This is a genomic window from Vibrio sp. 9-16B-A1 (genome assembly GCF_056726165.1).
In genome coordinates, this window is record NZ_JBSDZD010000015.1 from 45,836 (window position 1) to 64,187 (window position 18,352).

Here is an 18,352-nt window from a genome sequence, read left to right on the forward strand (position 1 = left end):
ATGAAACTTAATTTCTCTCTTTACCGCTACAATCCGGACACTGACGACAAGCCGTATATGAAAGAGTACGTGCTGGAAGTGGATGAAGGATCGGACATGATGGTGCTCGACGCGCTGATTCTTTTGAAAGAGCAGGATCCGTCGATCTCGTTCCGCCGTTCTTGCCGGGAAGGGGTCTGTGGCTCTGACGGTCTGAACATGAACGGTAAAAACGGTCTTGCGTGTATCACGCCGCTGTCGGCGCTGATCAGCCAGGACACGATTGTGATCCGTCCGCTGCCTGGCCTGCCGGTAATACGCGACCTGATCGTGGACATGACCCAGTTCTATGATAACTACGCTAAAGTTAAACCGTATCTTATCAGTGACGGTAATTTGCCCCCGTCGCGGGAGAACCTGCAGTCCCCGGATGACAGGGCGCATCTCGACGGTTTATATGAGTGCATCATGTGTGCCTGCTGTACCACGTCGTGTCCGTCATTCTGGTGGAATCCGGATAAGTTTATCGGCCCCGCCGGATTGCTTGCTGCATACCGCTGGCTGATTGACAGCCGTGACAGCGCAACAGATGAGCGATTATCTGATCTGGACGACGCATTTAGCGTTTTTCGTTGCCATGGCATCATGAATTGTGTAAGTGTTTGTCCTAAAGGATTAAATCCAACGAAAGCGATAGGTCATATCAAGACGATGCTGTTAAATCGTTCGGTATAGATATTCAACGATTTGCTGATCGCCCCCGGTCAGCATACTTAAAGGCCCGGCGAAAGACCGGGTATTGAATGAAAACAACTGGTTAAGGGAAAATATGCACAACGGCGTGATGAAGGCATGGCTCGAGTCTTCACACTTGGCTGGTGCCAATGCAACGTATGTAGAAGAACTCTACGAACTGTATCTTAGTGACCCCGATCAGGTAAGTGAGGAGTGGAAACGGGTATTTGAGGATTTGCCTGCCCAACCGGAGCAGGTGGTGGAACAGCCTCATTCCCGTGTTCGTGATTACTTCCGTCGACTCGCGAAAGAGACGAAGCATTACAATGTCCAAGTAAGTGACCCTGATGTCGATGCAAAACAAGTAAAAGTTCTGCAGCTTATAAATGCGTACCGATTCCGTGGCCATCAGGCCGCGAACCTGGACCCGCTGGGTTTATGGAAACGCAAACCTGTGGAAGAGCTGGATCCGGCTTTCCACAATCTTACCGAAGATGATTTCGACGAATCCTTCAACGTGGGTTCTTTTGCTATTGGTCAGGAGACCATGGTACTGAGAGACCTCCACAAAGCGCTGAAGCAAACCTACTGCGGCTCTGTTGGTGCTGAGTACATGCACATGACCAACACAGAGCAGAAGCGCTGGATTCAGCAGCGTCTGGAATCTGTGGTAGGCCAGCCGGACTTCGATGCAGATGAAAAGCGCACTTTCCTCGATGAACTGACCGCCGCAGAAGGTCTGGAGCGTTACCTTGGAGCCAAGTTCCCGGGTGCCAAACGCTTCTCCCTTGAAGGTGGCGATGCCATGATCCCGATGACCAAGGAGCTGGTCCGTCACGCTGGCCGAAGCGGTATGCGCGAGGTGGTGATCGGTATGGCTCACCGCGGCCGTCTGAACATGCTGGTTAACGTGCTGGGTAAACGCCCTCAGGATCTGTTTGACGAGTTTGCCGGCAAACATGACGAAACCTGGGGTACCGGTGACGTGAAATATCACCAGGGCTTCTCGGCAGACTTTGCTACCCCGGGTGGTGATGTTCATCTGGTGCTGGCGTTTAACCCGTCTCACCTGGAAATCGTTAACCCTGTGGTGATGGGCTCGGTTCGTGCCCGTCAGGATCGTCTTGAAGATAATGACGGCAGCCTGGTCTTGCCAATTACCATTCACGGCGATTCGGCGATTGCAGGTCAGGGCGTGGTGCAGGAGACCTTTAACATGTCTCAGGCGCGTGGCTTCCATGTAGGTGGTACCGTGCGAATCGTGGTGAACAACCAGATTGGTTTCACTACCTCTAACCCGCGTGACACCCGTTCGACTATGTACTGTACCGACATCGCCAAGATGGTACAGGCACCGATTTTCCACGTTAATGCTGATGACCCGGAAGCGGTCGCGTTTGTTACCCGTATCGCCCTCGATTACCGTAACGAATTTAAGCGTGATGTGGTGATTGACCTGGTGTGTTACCGCCGCCACGGTCACAACGAAGCGGATGAACCAAACGCGACTCAGCCGCTGATGTATCAGAAGATCAAAAAACATCCGACACCGCGTAAGCTGTACGCTGATGTGCTGATCGACCGCGGCGAGTTCGATATCGAGACCGCCACTCAGCTGGTTAATGAGTACCGTGATGCGCTTGACCACGGCGAAGTGGTGGTTAAAGAGTGGCGTCCGATGGCGATGCATTCGGTAGACTGGTCGCCGTTCCTCGGTCATGACTGGGATTGTGGCTGGAATGCTCAGTATGACAAAGAGCGCCTGACCCAGCTCGGTAATAAGGTTTGTCAGTATCCGGAGAGTCATAAGCTCCAGAGCCGGGTGAACAAGCTCTATAATGACCGCACCGCCATGATCAGCGGTGAGAAAGCCATCGACTGGGGTATGGCAGAAACCCTGGCGTACGCCACCCTTCTTGATGACGGTAAACGCATCCGGATTTCGGGCCAGGACTCCGGTCGCGGTACCTTCTTCCATCGTCATTCGGTCCTGCACAATCAGGACGATGCCAGCGTTTATGTGCCGCTTGCCAATATTCATGACAAGCAGGGCCCGTTTGAAGTGTTTGACTCCGTGCTGTCAGAAGAGGCGGTACTGGCGTTTGAATACGGTTACGCGACGGCAGAGCCTGGCGGCCTGACTATCTGGGAAGCGCAGTTTGGTGATTTTGCCAACGGTGCCCAGGTAGTGATTGATCAGTTCATCTCGTCAGGTGAGCAGAAGTGGGCCCGTTTGTGTGGCATCACCATGCTGTTGCCTCACGGCTATGAAGGTCAGGGGCCGGAGCACTCCTCCGCCCGTCTTGAGCGTTACCTTCAGCTGTGCGCTGAGCAGAATATTCAGGTGGTGGTGCCTTCCACCCCGGCTCAGGTTTATCACATGCTGCGCCGTCAGGTGGTACGTCCGATGCGTCGTCCTCTGATCGTGATGTCGCCAAAATCCCTGCTGCGTCACCCGCTGTGTACTTCCACCCTGGAAGAGTTGTCTGACGGCACGTTCCAGCCGGCTATCCCTGAAGTGGACCAGTTGGATCCGGCCGGAGTTACCCGCGTGGTATTCTGTTCGGGCAAGGTGTACTACGACCTGCTGGAGCAGCGTCGTAACAGCGAAAAGAATGATGTGGCTATCGTGCGGATCGAGCAATTGTATCCGTTCCCGCTGGAAGAAGTGAAAGCGGCGATTGCGCCATTTACCAATGCACAGGACTTTGTCTGGTGTCAGGAAGAGCCTCAGAACCAGGGAGCCTGGTATTCAAGCCAGCACAATTTCCGTGCGGCTATCCCTGCTGGTGCCAGCCTGAGTTATGCCGGAAGACCGGCCTCTGCTTCCCCGGCGGTTGGCTATATGTCTGTGCACATGAAACAACAGAAAGCGTTGGTGAATGACGCTCTGAACCTGGATTAAGAACTGGAAGAATAAGGACGAAATGAATATGACAATTGAAATTCTGGTTCCGGATTTACCTGAATCTGTTGCCGATGCAACGGTGGCAACCTGGCACAAGCAGCCAGGCGAAGCAGTTGCCCGCGATGAGGTGATTGTAGATATCGAAACGGACAAAGTAGTACTGGAAGTTCCGGCGCCGGAAGACGGCGTACTGGAAGCCATCGTTGAAGAAGAAGGCGCAACCGTACTGGGCCGCCAGCTGATTGGTAAGCTTAAGCCAGGCGCGGTTGCCGGTGAACCAACCACTGATACTACCGAGTCGACCGAAGCCTCGCCTGATAAACGCCATAAGGCTTCTCTGGAAGAAGAAAGCAATGAAGCGCTGAGCCCGGCGGTTCGCCGTCTGCTGGGTGAGCACGACCTGTCTCCTTCACAGGTGAAAGGCACCGGTGTCGGTGGTCGTATTACCAAAGAAGACGTTCAGGCTTACCTTGAGTCAGCGAAGCAGGCTCCGGCTCCTGCCCCGGCAGCAGCCCCGGCTGCAGAGCCGGAAGTACAGGCCCCGGTTGCCGGCCGCAGTCAGAAGCGCGTACCTATGACCCGTCTGCGCAAGCGTGTTGCAGAACGTCTGCTGGAAGCGAAAAACAGCACCGCTATGCTGACGACCTTCAACGAAGTCAACATGAAGCCAATCATGGATCTGCGTAAGCAGTACAAAGACCTGTTTGAAGAGAAACACGGTATCCGTCTGGGCTTTATGTCTTTCTACGTGAAAGCGGTCACCGAAGCGCTTAAGCGTTACCCGGAAGTGAACGCCTCCATCGATGGCGATGACATCGTGTATCACAACTACTTCGATATCAGCATGGCGGTTTCTACCCCGCGTGGTCTGGTGACTCCGGTCCTGAAAGACTGCGATACCCTCAGCCTGGCTGAGATCGAAAAAGGCATCAAAGAGCTGGCGATCAAAGGCCGTGACGGCAAACTGACCGTGGAAGAGCTGACCGGTGGTAACTTCACCATTACCAATGGCGGCGTCTTTGGCTCGCTGATGTCCACCCCTATCATCAACCCGCCGCAGGCAGCAATTCTGGGTATGCACAAAATTCAGGAACGCCCTATGGCGGTCGACGGTAAAGTCGAAATCCTGCCGATGATGTATCTGGCTCTCTCTTATGATCACCGTCTGATAGACGGCCGTGAATCGGTCGGCTTCCTGGTGACCATCAAGGAGTTGCTCGAAGATCCGGCTCGTCTGCTTCTGGACGTTTAATGTGCATTCATTTCGGCGCCTTTTGGCGCCGAAATTAAACCGGGCCACTGGCCCATCTTACGCTCAACAACCTTACAAACCAGAGTAAACCGGAGTGATAATAATTCACATCTGCTTCAATTACAGAAGTGTTTGTTATATAACTGGTATGCTTAATGGAAATAATAAATCCCTCAAGGGATAAACAAATGGAATCGCACAATGAATTTGCATGAATATCAAGCCAAACAGCTGTTTGCTGAGTTCGGTTTGCCGGTACCGGAAGGCTATGCCTGCGACACCCCGCAGCAGGCGTTTGAAGCCGCCGGTCAGATTGCAACCGAAAAGAAAGTCGTAAAGTGTCAGGTACATGCCGGTGGCCGTGGTAAGGCCGGTGGCGTAGAGCTGCACGATACCAAAGAGGGTGTGAAAGCCTTCGCTCAGAAATGGCTGGGCAAAAACCTTGTGACATATCAAACGGATGCTAATGGTCAGCCGGTATCCAAAATTCTTGTAGAAGAAGCTTCAGACATCGCCAATGAGCTCTATCTGGGCGCGGTGGTCGACCGTGCAACCCGCCGGGTTGTGTTTATGGCCTCGACCGAAGGCGGTGTGGAAATTGAAAAGGTGGCTGAAGAGACCCCGGAACTGATCCACAAAGCGGCGATTGATCCGCTGGCGGGCCCTCAGGCTTATCAGGGCCGTGAGCTGGCGTTCAAACTGGGTCTTGAAGGTGATCAAATCAAACAGTTTGTGAAGATCTTCCATGGCCTTGCCACCATGTTTATCCGGTACGATCTGGCGCTGCTGGAGATCAACCCGCTGGTTATTACCGGCGACGGAAATCTGCTCTGTCTGGACGGTAAGATCAACATCGATTCCAATGCCCTGTATCGTCAGCCAAAACTGCGTGAAATGCATGATCCGTCTCAGGAAGACGAGCGTGAAGCGCACGCGGCGCAGTGGGAACTGAACTACGTGGCGCTCGATGGTAACGTTGGCTGTATGGTTAATGGTGCGGGCCTTGCGATGGGCACCATGGATATCGTTAACCTCCACGGCGGCAAACCGGCTAACTTCCTTGATGTGGGCGGCGGCGCGACCAAAGAACGCGTGGCAGAAGCCTTTAAGATCATCCTGTCGGATGACAACGTAAAAGCGGTACTGGTGAATATCTTCGGCGGTATCGTGCGCTGTGACATGATCGCAGAAGGGATCATCGGTGCGGTGAAGGAAGTGGGTGTGACCGTTCCTGTTGTGGTTCGTCTTGAAGGTACCAACGCGGATCTGGGCCGTCAGGTTCTGGCTGGTTCCGGTCTGGATATCATTGCTGCCGAGTCGCTGAGCGATGCAGCGCAGAAAGTCGTCGCGGCTGCGGAGGGCAAATAATGTCAGTATTAATCGACAAAAACACTAAGGTGATCTGCCAGGGTTTCACCGGTGGTCAGGGCACTTTCCACTCCGAGCAGGCGATTGCGTACGGCACACAGATGGTCGGTGGTGTTTCGCCGGGCAAAGGCGGTCAGACTCATCTAGGCCTGCCGGTATTTAACACTGTACGCGAAGCTGTTGAAGTGACCGGCGCGACCGCGACAGTGATTTACGTTCCGGCACCGTTCTGTAAAGACGCGATTCTGGAAGCCATTGATGCGGGTATCGAACTTATCGTGACCATCACCGAAGGCATTCCGACCATGGACATGATCGACGTGAAAGTGAAGCTGGAAGAAACCGGCGTTCGCATGATCGGTCCTAACTGTCCGGGTGTGATCACTCCGGATGAGTGCAAAATTGGTATCATGCCAGGCCATATTCACAAGAAAGGTAAAGTCGGTATTGTTTCGCGCTCCGGTACCCTGACTTATGAAGCGGTCAAACAGACCACAGATGAAGGCTTTGGCCAGTCAAGTTGTGTCGGTATCGGTGGTGACCCTATCCCGGGCTCAAACTTTATCGATATTCTGGAGCTGTTTGAAAATGATCCTGAGACCGAAGCGATTGTAATGATCGGTGAGATCGGCGGCACCGCCGAAGAAGAAGCGGCGGCTTACATCAAAGAGCACGTCAGCAAGCCGGTTGTTTCTTACATTGCGGGGGTTACTGCGCCTCCGGGTAAACGCATGGGCCATGCCGGTGCGATCATCTCCGGTGGTAAAGGCACGGCAGAAGACAAGTTTGCTGCTCTTGAAGCGGCGGGTGTGAAAACCGTGAAATCCCTGGCGGAAATCGGTGCTGGCTTGCGTGAAATAACCGGCTGGTAAGGTCTGGAAACAAACCACAAATAATAAAAACCGATGCATTCAGGCATCGGTTTTTTTATGGCTGTGTTGCTGTGTTGCTGTGTTGCTGTGTTGCTGTGTTGCTGTGTTGCTGTGTTGCTGTGGCTCAGCTTTGGGCAGGTTTCAGTTGAGCCAGCATAAAGATGATCGCGGCGCTCAGTACCACAGACGGGCCCGCCGGGGTATCCAGTGTCCAGGACGCCCACAGGCCGCCCCATACCGCCAGCACACCGATCACGGCGGCCAGCAGCGCCATCTGTTCCGGTGAACGGGCAAAGCGGCGTGCGGCGGCAGCCGGGATAAGCATCAGTGAGGTGATCAGCAGGGCGCCGACAAACTTCATCCCTACCGCAATCACCACGCCAACCAGCAGCATCAGTACCAGACGCATCAGGTCGGTGTTGGTGCCTTCAATGTTGGCCAGTTCTTCATTCACGCTGCTCGACAGAAGTGGCTGCCAGAAAAGAAACAACGCGCCGAGTACAAACACACAGCCAATAAAAATAAAGGTCAGGTCGTCTGGAGAGACGGCCAGCAGGTCGCCAAACAGGTAGCCCATCAGGTCGATGCGCACGTGGTCAAAGAAGCTGATCGCCACCAGCCCGAGCGACAGTGAGCTGTGCGCCAGGATCCCCAGCAGGGTATCGGTCGCCACCAGTTGCTGTTTTTGCATGGTGACCAGCAGCACTGCCAGTCCGGCGCAGCAGATCACCAGTGCCAGATAGAGATTAATGTCGAGCAGAAAGCCGAGTGACAGACCCAGCAGTGACGCGTGGGCGAGGGTATCACCGAAGTAGGCCATTTTGCGCCAAACCACAAACGAGCCGAGCGGGCCGGTCAGCAGGGCAATCGCCGTACCGGCCAGAATGGAAGGCAGAAGAAACTCAATCATGTTTATGGTGTCCGTGTTGATGGTTCTGACAGCAGCCTGCCTCGCCTTTTACCGGTTGTCCGGCCAGGTCATGGTGGTGATGGTGATCGTGCTGATAGATCGCCAGTGCGCCGTTGACCTGATGGCCAAACATCGCCAGATAGCTCGGGTGCTGAGCAACGGTCTGAGGTGAGCCAGAACAGCAGATATGATGCTGCAGGCAGACCACATGGTCGGTTTTGGCCATCACCAGGTGCAGGTCGTGCGATACCATAAGTACTGCGCAGTCAAAACGGTGACGCAGGTGGTCGATCAGTTCATACAGGTCGATTTGTCCCTGAACATCGACACCCTGAGCTGGCTCGTCAAGTACCAGCAGGTCCGGGCGGCGCAGCAGGGCACGGGCCAGCAGGATTCGCTGGTTTTCCCCGCCGGAAAGCTTGTGCATATTGCGCTCTGCGAGATGGCTGGCACCAACCAGGCGCAGGGCTTCCGCTCTCTCATGGTCACTGAATTTTCCCGCCAGTTTGAGGAAGCGGTTAACTGACAGCGGCAGAGTATCGTTGAGGCGCAGCTTTTGCGGCACATAGCCAATCACTGGCTTACCGTGGATTTCGCGTTTGCCACTGAACTGTTTGTTGATACCAAGGATCACTTTGACCAGGGTGGATTTTCCGGCCCCGTTAGGGCCAATCAGGGTCGTGATCTGACCGCGGAACAGATCGAGGCTGATGTCCGACAATACCTGATTGTCGTTAAAACGAACCCCGACTGATTGTAAAGAAACCAAAGGTTGCATTGATAACCCGTGTTGCATTGTTGATATGTTATAAAGTAACATTAATTCTATCGTTTACCAAACAGCCGTACCGGAAGAAGAGGAAAACATGTTACGTCCAGGCCTTTTATTTGTTGCGCTGAGCTCTGTATCTGCGCTGTCGCACGCGACAACCGTACTGAGTTCGGTGAAGCCGATTCAGCTTATCACCAATGAAATTACGCATGGTGTTGCAGAGTCTGACTTGTTGTTAGGCAGCAATACATCGCCGCATGATTATGCCTTAAAACCTTCCGATGTGAAAAAGGTTCGCAACGCCGATCTGGTTATCTGGGCAGGCAAAGACATGGAAACCTTTATGCAGGGCGTACTGGCGGACCATCCGGGGTCGCTGGCGCTGATGGATCAGGAAGGCCTGACCCTGCGTAAGTACGGTGGCTGCAGCTGTGGTCAGCACAAGCATGATGACGGACACGATCATCATGACCACGATCACGCTGAGCATAGCCATGCCGGGCATAAGCATGATGAACACGGCCACGATGATCATCATGCTGACCATGACCATGACCATGACCATGAAGCCGATGATCACGGCCACAGCCATGGTGTCTATGACGCGCATATCTGGCTGGGTCCTCAGCAGGCCGGCGAAGTTGCGCAGATCATCGCTGCCAAACTGGCAGAAATTGACCCGGCTAACGCCGCAGCGTATCAGGCGAACCTGCAACGCTTTGAAAAGGGCCTGGATACCACTGTCAGTGACATTAAAACTCAGCTGGCACCGGTAAAAGAGAAGGGCTATTTTGTTTTCCATGATGCCTATGGCTATTACGAGAAATTCTTTGGTCTGAACAACCTGGGTCACTTCACGGTTAACCCGGAACGCAAACCCGGCGCCAAAACGCTGAACAAAATTCGCAAAAAACTTGAATCGGAGGGGGCACATTGCGTATTCTCTGAGCCTCAGTTTACCCCTGCGGTTGTAAGTTCGGTTACCCGTGGCACCAGCGTGAATAAAGGCGTGCTGGATCCACTGGGCGTGAATATTCAGGTACAGCGGGGGGCGTATTTTGACTTTTTGAAGTCACTCGGTTCCCAATTTTCAAGCTGTTTGTCTGAATGAGAAATTTCCAGAACGCTGCCATCGCCTGGCAGCGTTTACCCAAAAAACACCGCATTTCAATTCTTGGTCTGACGATGCTGACTCTGGTCGCCCTTTTGTGGCGGCCTTCTGCTATCGAAATCAGACCTGATTCCCGCAAAACCATCCCCGTAAGCACAGAGCAGAAAACTGTTTTGTCAGATCTCAACAGCGAACCGCTGGGTGAACAGATTGACTCGGATGCCCCGGAGTTTTCCGCCCCCCAGGATGAGCTCGATCAGGAGCTGGAGAGCGAGAAAAACACCCACACGCATGTGATCGAGAAAGACGAGCTGCTGAGTACCATTTTCTCCCAGTACGGTCTGAGTCAGGGCGATATGTACGCTATGATCTCTGCTGACCGCTCTATTGAACGTATCCGTCCGGGAATGAAGCTGGAATGGGAAGTGGATAAGAGCGGAAAGGTGATTGTTCTGAGCCTTGAGCGCAACGTAAAACAGTCCGATGTTTACCGCTGGCAAAACGGCGCTTACACCTTTGAAGAGGTGGAGACGGAAGGGGTAACCCGTCCGGTGATGATCAGCGGGCGTATCTCAGACAGTTTCTATAACTCAGCGCGCGCTGCCGGGCTGACACCGGGTCAGATCCATACCCTGACCAGAGCGATGCAGTGGAAGTTTGACTTTGGCCGCCAGTCGCGCAAAGGCGACCGCTTTGCAGTTCAGCTGGAACGTGAATTTATTGACGGGAAATCCGTGGGCAGTGGTGATGTGGTCGCCATGCTTTACCGCAGTGGTGGTACAGAATACACCGCAGTAAAATTTGACGATAATCGCTTTTATGACGCAGAAGGGCGCAGCCTTGCCCGGGCGTTTGATCGCCTGCCGACGTCGAAACGTTACCGCATCAGCTCGCCGTTTAATCCTCATCGTCGCCATCCGGTTACTGGTCGCATTGCGCCGCACAACGGTACCGACTTTGCCACCCCGATTGGTACGCCAATCTTTGCTACCGGTGATGGCGTGGTCGTGAAAGCGCAAAAGCACTCACTGGCGGGTAATTACATCGTCATTAAGCACGGCCGGGAGTACATGACCCGCTATCTTCACCTGCATAAAATTCTGGTGAAAAAAGGCCAGCGTATTACCCGTGGTCAGAAAATTGCCCTGAGTGGAAACACCGGCCGTTCAACTGGTCCGCACCTGCATTACGAACTGATCAAAAATGGCCGGCCGGTAAACTCAATGAAGGTACCGTTGCCACAGGGCTCGCCGGTTCCGTCAAATAAACGCAAAGCCTTTACGGCTAAAGCGCAGAGTGTCATTTCAGCTTTACGTGATCAGCTTTAGAAAACGAAAAGGTGTACCCCGGTACACCTTTTTTAATGAGCGATTTTCAGGTACCTTTGACAGATAATTTTCGACAAAAAATAATTCGGCTGGTGTACGGTTGTACAATCGGGTACCTGCCGTAACCTTTGGTGCTGCCCGGATATATCGTGAATAAGGCTCTTTTATGTTGCGCACTTTGGCTGTTTACCGCAGTCAATGTGTTCGCTTCAGATCGTTCTTCTGTTTTCTATCCCCTGCCTTTTGAGCAGCAGGGACAGTTCATTATTGCCAAAAAACTCTTCTCCGGCCCTCAGGGTGGACTCTGGATCCATGATGTGCGCGGGCAACTGCGTTTCTTCGATGGTCAGCACATGCTTCCGCGCTCTGGCAGCGTTCATCAGGATACGGTTGAACACCTGACTTTTCACAATGATTACTTCTGGTTTGCTGAGGGGAATCAGCTCTATCGCTTTAAGCCGGCTCAGCCAGCTGAACTGATGATGAGTATGGGTATCGGCAGACAGATAAATACCATTGGGGCGGATGGTGATTATATCTGGATGGCGGGTAAAGAGTTTTTCTATACCTACAATACCCACAGCGGGGAATTTGACGAGTATCCTCTCAGCCTTGTTTATCAGCGTAATATTGGCAAGAAGGTGACGATTAACGACGCAGTCCTGGTCGAGCATACCTGGGTACTGGCGACGACTTCCGGTGTTTATATTGGCGGGAAAGAGGGCTTTAATCATATTCGCCAGTCCGGTCGTTCCTTTATCCAGACCCTGCATTATTCCAACAAACGCAGGGAGCTGGTTATTGGTACCGTCAATGGGGCCAAACTGATCGACATTAACTCCCCGGAACAGATCCCGATGAGCTTTGCCCGCTCGCATATTCTTACCATAGAAGAGACCGATACCGGTTACTGGCTTGGCAGTGAAAATGGCCTGTATGTGTATCAGTTTATGGATGGGAGTGTGCAGCACTTTACCGGCCGGTTTGATGATGATTACTCATTGAGCGGAAATTACATTTATGACCTGATGAATGATGGTCAGGGCGGTCTGTGGATTGCTACTAACAAGGGGATTAAGTATTACTCCCTGTATAACCGCCTGTTTGGCCGGTTCTGGTTTTCCGGCAACGCGGCTTCTGCCGATGTGGGAACGGTCAGCAGTATTACCACCGGCGAGGGCGGAGAATGGTGGATAGCCACTGACAGGGGGGCGTTTCGTTATGACCCGGGAATTGATGAAGAGCCGGTTCAGATCCTGCGTGGCATGGTTCACGATGTGGCGGTGCAGGGAAACCGGGTGTGGCTGGCAAAAGAAGATGGCCTGGTTTATTACCAGACTGATACAGGCAAGCTGAAGCGTAAGTTGTTCCCAGCCCAGCTTCAGCAGCGACCGATTGAAAAAGTGCTGCCGGATAATGGCGGGGGTCTTTGGGTTGCCACTGAGCAGGGGCTGATGCGTTATTACCCTGAACAATCCACTCTGGATGACTATGGATTTGAGTGGTTGGTAGCCAAGGATTTCACTACAAAGATCAGCGCACTGTTTTCCTCCGTGCAGGGCATGACCTGGATTGGCACTGATCACGGTCACTATATCTATGACCAGGGCCAGCTGCGGCTCGATAAGCTGACTCAGAGAAAGCTGGGCCAGGCACTGAATGTAGCGGAAGTGTCAGACGGAAACTTCTGGGTAGTCAATAGTTTTGGCACCTATCGTTATAATCCGCGCATGAAGCAGATTGCCTCCATCTCTCTTTATGAACCGGATCTCAAAGCCCTGTGCGCAGTATCGACCTCAAAAGGGGTGTGGCTGGGTACGTCTAAAGGCCTGAGTTTTTATACACCTGATGGGGGACTGCTGCGCCATTTTGGCGCGCCATTTGGTCTGGTAAATAACGAGTTTTTGCCTGGTATCTGTACTTACAGCGTGGAGACAGACACCCTGATCTTTGGTTCCAAACTTGGGCTGGTGTATGCCTCTCAGGCAGACCTGCTCAGCACCGAAGTGCCGGCCAGCGGCGTGAAAATTGGTCAGGTGATGGTGGATATGGAGCCGTACCGTTACGCGCCGGACAAAGGCAGTCATTACCTGTTCCCTCACGGTAAGGCAATCACCTTTACCATGGGGGTACTGCCGGACTTTGACTTGTGGAACCTGGAATATCGGCTTAATGGCCGGGGCTTTAGTGACAACGAGCCCTGGACGCCGTTTCGCGGTGCCCAGCTGACCATTGACTACCTGCTTCCCGGCGATTACACCCTGGAGCTGCGAACATCCGGAATCGTTAACCGGGCGACGGAGCCGAGCCGGCTCAGTTTTACTGTTGCTACCCCATGGTTTATGTCCGGCTGGTTTATATCCGGTTGTTTCCTTGCTGCGGTGATCCTGGCGGGCCTGATTTATTTCTGGCGTTCGCGTCAGGTATGGAAGCTCAACAAGGTGCTGCGTGAAAAGGTTGATCTCAGAACCAGCCAGTTAAAGCATCAGAGTGAGGCCCTGTTACACAGCAATACCCAGCTGAAGAAACAGTTCCGTACCCGGCAGGACTTTATTGATCACCTGGCGCTGGAAGCACATCAGTATCTGACCCAGTTCTGGCCGTCAAAATCTGCTCTTGCCGAGCAGGAGCAGGCCTGGCTGAATACAGCGCAGTCCCGTTTGCAGCAGATCCTGCGTCTTAAACCCAACCGGTCAGGCAGTCAGGCCGTGTTTGAACTCAACAGTGTATGTGATGCGGTGCTGCTGACCCTGAGCGATACATTTAAACGTGCCGGGGTAACGTTTGAGTTTGTTGGTGATGGTAAGCCTGTTTATGTGGCGGTGCAGGGCTTTAACCTGGACCTTGTGCTGCATGGCATGTTGTATAACTCTATCCGCCGCTGTAAGCGGGGCGATAAGATCACCCTTGGGCTGGTGACTGGCACGGAAGGGGCCGGCTTTGTCGTCACCGATGAAGGGCGCCATTTCACCCGGCAGGAAATACTGAATTACAGCAGCGTGGACAAGAGCAATCCGTCAGCAGATTTCTATGCCCTGACAGATGCGACTCTGGCGGCAGTCCGTCGTTTCACTAGTGCCAGCGGGGGAGAGTGCCGCTTCTTCCATAATGGTAAAGGTGAAACCGAAGTGGAAGTGCTGTGGCCTGCGGGCGAGGCGCTGCCGGCACCGGTCAGTATTGAAACCCGTCACCTTCTGCAGGAAGAGTGGAACGTGCCTGAGCCCGATGCAGCACCGGATATCGACCCCTGGCTGGCGAAAGTTTATGAGCTGGTGGATGATAATTATCAGGACCCGGATTTCGGTACTGCACAAATGGCCCGTTTGTTGTTTGTATCTGAGCGCAGCCTTCAGCGTAAGTTTAAAAACCAGACCGGCAAGACGTTTAAAGAGTACTTAAATGAGGTACGTCTTGGTCAGGCCTGTCATCTGCTGATCGCCGGGCAAAAGGTATCAGATGTCGCCTTTGATACCGGATTTAATGACCCGTCGTATTTCAGTCAGCGATTTAAGCACTATTACGGTATCTCACCTACCCAGTTCGTTGAAAGTAACGGAGACACCGACTGACGGCAGCGCTAAGTGTAATGGTCTGAACAGGCAGGAGGAAACTCCTGCCTTTTTTGTTTCTTCTGTTCCCTGAAGAGGCTTTCCTGTCACTCTTCCGGATACAGGCATTACTGGCATGGTTGTGCCTGTAAACGGAGCTGTCGGTGTCAGAAACGGTATGGGGACACAAGATGGCCGGGTCAAGGCACAGGGTAAATCAGCCGGGATCGGTCAGAACATATACAATAAACGCGGATGATGAAAAAGATTGAAAAGGGTACTTTGGACAGACAGGGAAGAGAGTTTCAGAACGACAGAAAAAAAATAACGTGGTATAGCCGGGGGGACTATACCACGGGTGCCAACGACACCTTCGCTTGCTGCCGGAGTGGTATGACAGGAGCCATACCACCTCTGGAATTCTTTGGAGGCGCTTGCTGCCTCCCGATGACTTAACTATACGTCAGGGGACTTATTTTCTTTATTGAATTAACGACAGTCGCCATAAGAAATGCGACAACTTGCCATTTTGCCTCCTAACGCATTGAAATATATGAAATAAGCATGTTGGAATAAATTCTGGTTTTCTTGCTCATGAGAATGAAAGCGCGATTGTCAAAAAAGGCATTTATATTTTTTGACGATTTTAACGGGGTTGTTTTTGACGGGTTTGACGGGCTGAAGCGCGGAAATAGTCAGCACCTGGTAAAAAATACGCGGAATTGACATGGCGCAATACAAAGAGCAAAATTGTAAGATATCATTAATAATAATTCTTCTCATTTGTAATTGAGTTAAGTGTATGCCAAACGCAAAAACGCTGTCACAGCTTAAAGATGGTGAAAGCGGACTAATCACCGATATGTCCGGACTGGACAGAGAAACCCGGAAAAAAATGATGGTAATGGGTGTCCTGCCTAAAACTGAAGTCCGTGTTATTCGCAGAGCTCCTCTGGGCGATCCTCTTCAGGTAATGGTCCGTGGTGTGTCTGTTGCTATCCGTGATCAGGTAGCCAGCCAGATTGAACTGGAGTGCCAGTCATGAACTATCAGCTACTGACCATAGGTAACCCAAACAGCGGTAAAACCACTTTCTTTAACGCCCTGACCGGTGCAAAGCAGCACGTAGGTAACTGGGCGGGTGTCACCGTTGAGAAGAAAACCGGATTTTATGAACACGCTGGCGACCGTTTTGAGCTGACTGACCTGCCAGGGATTTACTCTCTCGACAGTGGTAATGACGCTAACAGCATTGATGAGTCTATTGCCTCCCGCGCGGCACTCTCGTATCCGGCAGACCTGATCATCAATGTGGTCGATGCCACCAGCCTGGAACGAAGCCTCTATACTACGCTTCAGCTGCGTGAACTTGGCCGTCCAATGATCCTGGTGCTGAATAAAATGGACTCGCTTGCCCAACAGCGTCAGAAAATTGATCTGCGTAAACTGGAGCAGAGCCTTGGCTGCCCGGTATTTGCGTTGTCTGCCAATGACAAAGAGCAAATGGCGGAGTTCAAGGGAAGGCTGCATAAAATGCTGGTTCAGGGCGTAATCAATCAGGAGTTTAAGCTGGAGTATTCTGCCGGTTTTGAAATGGCCCTGAATGAGCTGAAACCACTGTGGGAAAGTCAGCCCGAGCAAAGCCGTGCCCTTGCTGTGCGCGCGCTGGAAGACGATGCACTGGTGGTAAACAGCCTGACACCTGAGCAGCGTGAGCTGGTCAGCCGCTGCATTGCTCAACTGGAAACCGACATCGATCTGCACGTGGCAGATGTTAAGTTCACCTGGCTTCACAACCTTTGTAAGCGGGTTCGTCGTGACGAAGGCAGGTTAAGCCACAGCTTCACTGAGAAAGCCGATAACATCATTCTGAACAAGTGGATCGGTATTCCGTTCTTCTTCTTTGTGATGTACCTGATGTTTATGTTTTCGATCAACATCGGCAGCGCGTTTATCGACTTCTTTGATATTGGTGTCGGAGCGTTGCTGGTCGATGGTGGTCATTACCTGCTGGACGATGTGCTTCCTGTATGGATGGTAACTCTGCTGGCAGATGGTCTTGGTGGCGGTATCCAGACCGTTGCAACCTTTATTCCTGTGATCGCCTGCCTGTACCTGTTCCTTTCCCTGCTTGAAAGCTCGGGCTATATGGCCCGTGCGGCATTCGTGCTGGATAAAGTAATGCAGAAGATCGGCCTGCCGGGTAAAGCATTTGTTCCGCTGGTACTGGGCTTTGGCTGTAACGTGCCGTCAATTATGGCAACCCGAACCCTGGATCAGGAGCGTGAGCGTAAACTGGCAGCTGCTATGGCACCTTTTATGTCCTGTGGTGCGCGCCTGCCGGTGTATGCCCTGTTCGCTGCAGCCTTCTTCCCGGGCGCAGGTCAGAATGTGGTATTTGTCCTTTACCTGTTGGGTATTGTCGCTGCTGTGTTGACCGGCCTGTTGCTGAAACGCACTCTGTACCCGGGTTCAAGCGAAAGCCTGTTGATGGAGATCCCGGTTTACGAACTGCCAACACTGCAAAACGTCTTCCTTAAGACCTGGCAAAAGCTTAAGCGTTTTGTGCTGGGTGCGGGTAAAACCATTGTTATCGTGGTGACGGTGCTGAGTTTCTTTAACTCTCTGGGTACTGACGGCAGCTTTGGTAATGAAAACAGCGAAAAATCGGTACTGTCCAAAGCGGCACAGGTCGTCACTCCGGTGTTTGAGCCAATCGGTATCCGGCAGGATAACTGGCCGGCAACGGTGGGTATTATCACCGGTATTTTCGCCAAAGAAGCGGTAGTGGGTACCCTGAACAGCCTGTACACCACATCAGCTGGTGAAGAGGAAGCGGCAGAATACGACCTGAAAGCAAGCCTTGAAGAGGCGGTGATGACCATTCCTGAAAATCTGTTGGGCCTGTCTTACAGCGATCCACTGGGCATCGATGTCGGTGACCTGAGTGATGCCCAGGCAGTCGCCGATGATCAGGAAGTGGATGCCAGTATCTTTGGTAACCTTAAAGCGCACTTTGTTACCGGCAACGCGGCGTTTGCGTATCTTATCTTTATTCTGCTTTACACCCCGTGTGTGGCTGCGATGGGCGCGTATGTACGTGAGTTTGGTAATAAGTTTGCGGTGTTTATTGCCAGCTGGACCATGGGCCTGGCGTACGGCAGCGCCACCCTGTACTACCAGGTGACGCACTTTGCTGATAATCCGGCTTATGCCGGGGTGTGTATCATCCTGGTCGTGGGACTGTTTGTGACCACAGCGGTGATGATGAAAAAAAGCGGCCGCCGGGCAGCACCTCAGGCAGTGGTATTGCAATGATCCTGTCTGAACTGGGTGAGTACCTCAAAGCGAACAATACTGTCAGCCAGCAGGCGCTGAGCAAAAAATTTGCCATCAGCCCGGATGGGGTGGATGCCATGCTGGCGGTCTGGATCCGTAAGGGCAGGGTATCGCGCCAGGTGCATGGTAACCAGGTGCGTTACCACTGGCTGGGCGACAATGAGATTGGCCTGACGGTACACCTGGGGTAAAACCTGAGGAAATAAAAAGAGCGCTGAAATGTCAGCGCT

The 18,352-nt window shown here is 52.7% G+C and carries 13 protein-coding genes; 11 read left to right on the top strand and 2 right to left on the bottom strand.

All coding sequences use genetic code 11. The features are described from left to right. The 5 genes from ACVB80_RS20285 to sucD all read left to right on the top strand — a co-directional run bounded on the left by ACVB80_RS20285 (window position 1) and on the right by sucD (window position 7,114). On the top strand, window positions 1-714 hold the full coding sequence (locus ACVB80_RS20285; RefSeq protein WP_481083106.1) for a succinate dehydrogenase iron-sulfur subunit: 714 nt from the start codon (window positions 1-3) through the stop codon (window positions 712-714). A 94-nt stretch (window positions 715-808) separates the two neighbouring features. Beyond that, the gene (gene sucA, locus ACVB80_RS20290) at window positions 809-3,619 is read left to right on the top strand and encodes a 2-oxoglutarate dehydrogenase E1 component (RefSeq protein ID WP_481083107.1); all 2,811 of its coding nucleotides are present in this window, start codon (window positions 809-811) and stop codon (window positions 3,617-3,619) included. Between the two features lie 28 nt (window positions 3,620-3,647). Beyond that, complete coding sequence (odhB, locus tag ACVB80_RS20295) at window positions 3,648-4,874, top strand: 2-oxoglutarate dehydrogenase complex dihydrolipoyllysine-residue succinyltransferase (protein WP_481083108.1); 1,227 nt, start codon at window positions 3,648-3,650, stop codon at window positions 4,872-4,874. Between the two features lie 201 nt (window positions 4,875-5,075). Continuing rightward, window positions 5,076-6,242 (top strand): ADP-forming succinate--CoA ligase subunit beta, encoded by a 1,167-nt coding sequence (gene sucC, locus ACVB80_RS20300; protein ID WP_481083109.1) that lies wholly within the window; start codon window positions 5,076-5,078, stop codon window positions 6,240-6,242. Beyond that, complete coding sequence (sucD, locus tag ACVB80_RS20305) at window positions 6,242-7,114, top strand: succinate--CoA ligase subunit alpha (protein WP_481083110.1); 873 nt, start codon at window positions 6,242-6,244, stop codon at window positions 7,112-7,114. Before sucC ends, sucD begins: the two co-directional genes overlap by 1 nt. A 124-nt stretch (window positions 7,115-7,238) precedes the next feature. Here the strand turns inward: sucD and znuB are convergent, their stop codons facing one another. Both znuB and znuC read right to left on the bottom strand, forming a co-directional pair. Beyond that, window positions 7,239-8,024: a zinc ABC transporter permease subunit ZnuB gene (gene znuB / locus ACVB80_RS20310; protein ID WP_481083111.1), complete on the bottom strand. Its 786-nt coding sequence runs from the start codon at window positions 8,022-8,024 to the stop codon at window positions 7,239-7,241. After that, window positions 8,017-8,802, bottom strand: coding sequence for a zinc ABC transporter ATP-binding protein ZnuC (gene znuC, locus ACVB80_RS20315; RefSeq protein ID WP_481083112.1), 786 nt, complete (start codon window positions 8,800-8,802; stop codon window positions 8,017-8,019). The genes znuB and znuC overlap by 8 nt, the downstream gene beginning before the upstream one ends. Before the next feature lie 88 nt (window positions 8,803-8,890). Here znuC and ACVB80_RS20320 point away from each other — a divergent pair, with 88 nt between their 5' ends. The 6 genes from ACVB80_RS20320 (at window position 8,891) to ACVB80_RS20345 (ending at window position 18,313) form a co-directional block, all read left to right on the top strand. Further along, window positions 8,891-9,907: a zinc ABC transporter substrate-binding protein gene (locus ACVB80_RS20320; RefSeq protein WP_481083113.1), complete on the top strand. Its 1,017-nt coding sequence runs from the start codon at window positions 8,891-8,893 to the stop codon at window positions 9,905-9,907. Next, window positions 9,904-11,235 carry a murein DD-endopeptidase MepM gene (gene mepM / locus ACVB80_RS20325; protein ID WP_481083114.1) on the top strand — a complete coding sequence of 444 codons (1,332 nt, stop codon included), beginning with the start codon at window positions 9,904-9,906 and terminating at the stop codon, window positions 11,233-11,235. The genes ACVB80_RS20320 and mepM overlap by 4 nt, the downstream gene beginning before the upstream one ends. 149 nt (window positions 11,236-11,384) lie before the next feature. After that, a complete protein-coding gene (locus tag ACVB80_RS20330; protein WP_481083115.1) occupies window positions 11,385-14,804 on the top strand; it encodes a helix-turn-helix domain-containing protein in 3,420 nt (1,139 codons plus the stop codon). Between the two features lie 781 nt (window positions 14,805-15,585). Beyond that, window positions 15,586-15,828, top strand: a complete 243-nt coding sequence (locus ACVB80_RS20335; protein ID WP_481083116.1) for a FeoA family protein — start codon at window positions 15,586-15,588, stop codon at window positions 15,826-15,828. Further along, entirely contained in the window at window positions 15,825-18,101 is a 2,277-nt protein-coding gene (gene feoB / locus ACVB80_RS20340; protein WP_481083117.1) for a Fe(2+) transporter permease subunit FeoB, read from the top strand. Before ACVB80_RS20335 ends, feoB begins: the two co-directional genes overlap by 4 nt. Beyond that, entirely contained in the window at window positions 18,098-18,313 is a 216-nt protein-coding gene (locus ACVB80_RS20345) for a FeoC-like transcriptional regulator (protein WP_481083118.1), read from the top strand. Before feoB ends, ACVB80_RS20345 begins: the two co-directional genes overlap by 4 nt. Window positions 18,314-18,352: the final 39 nt, after the last annotated feature.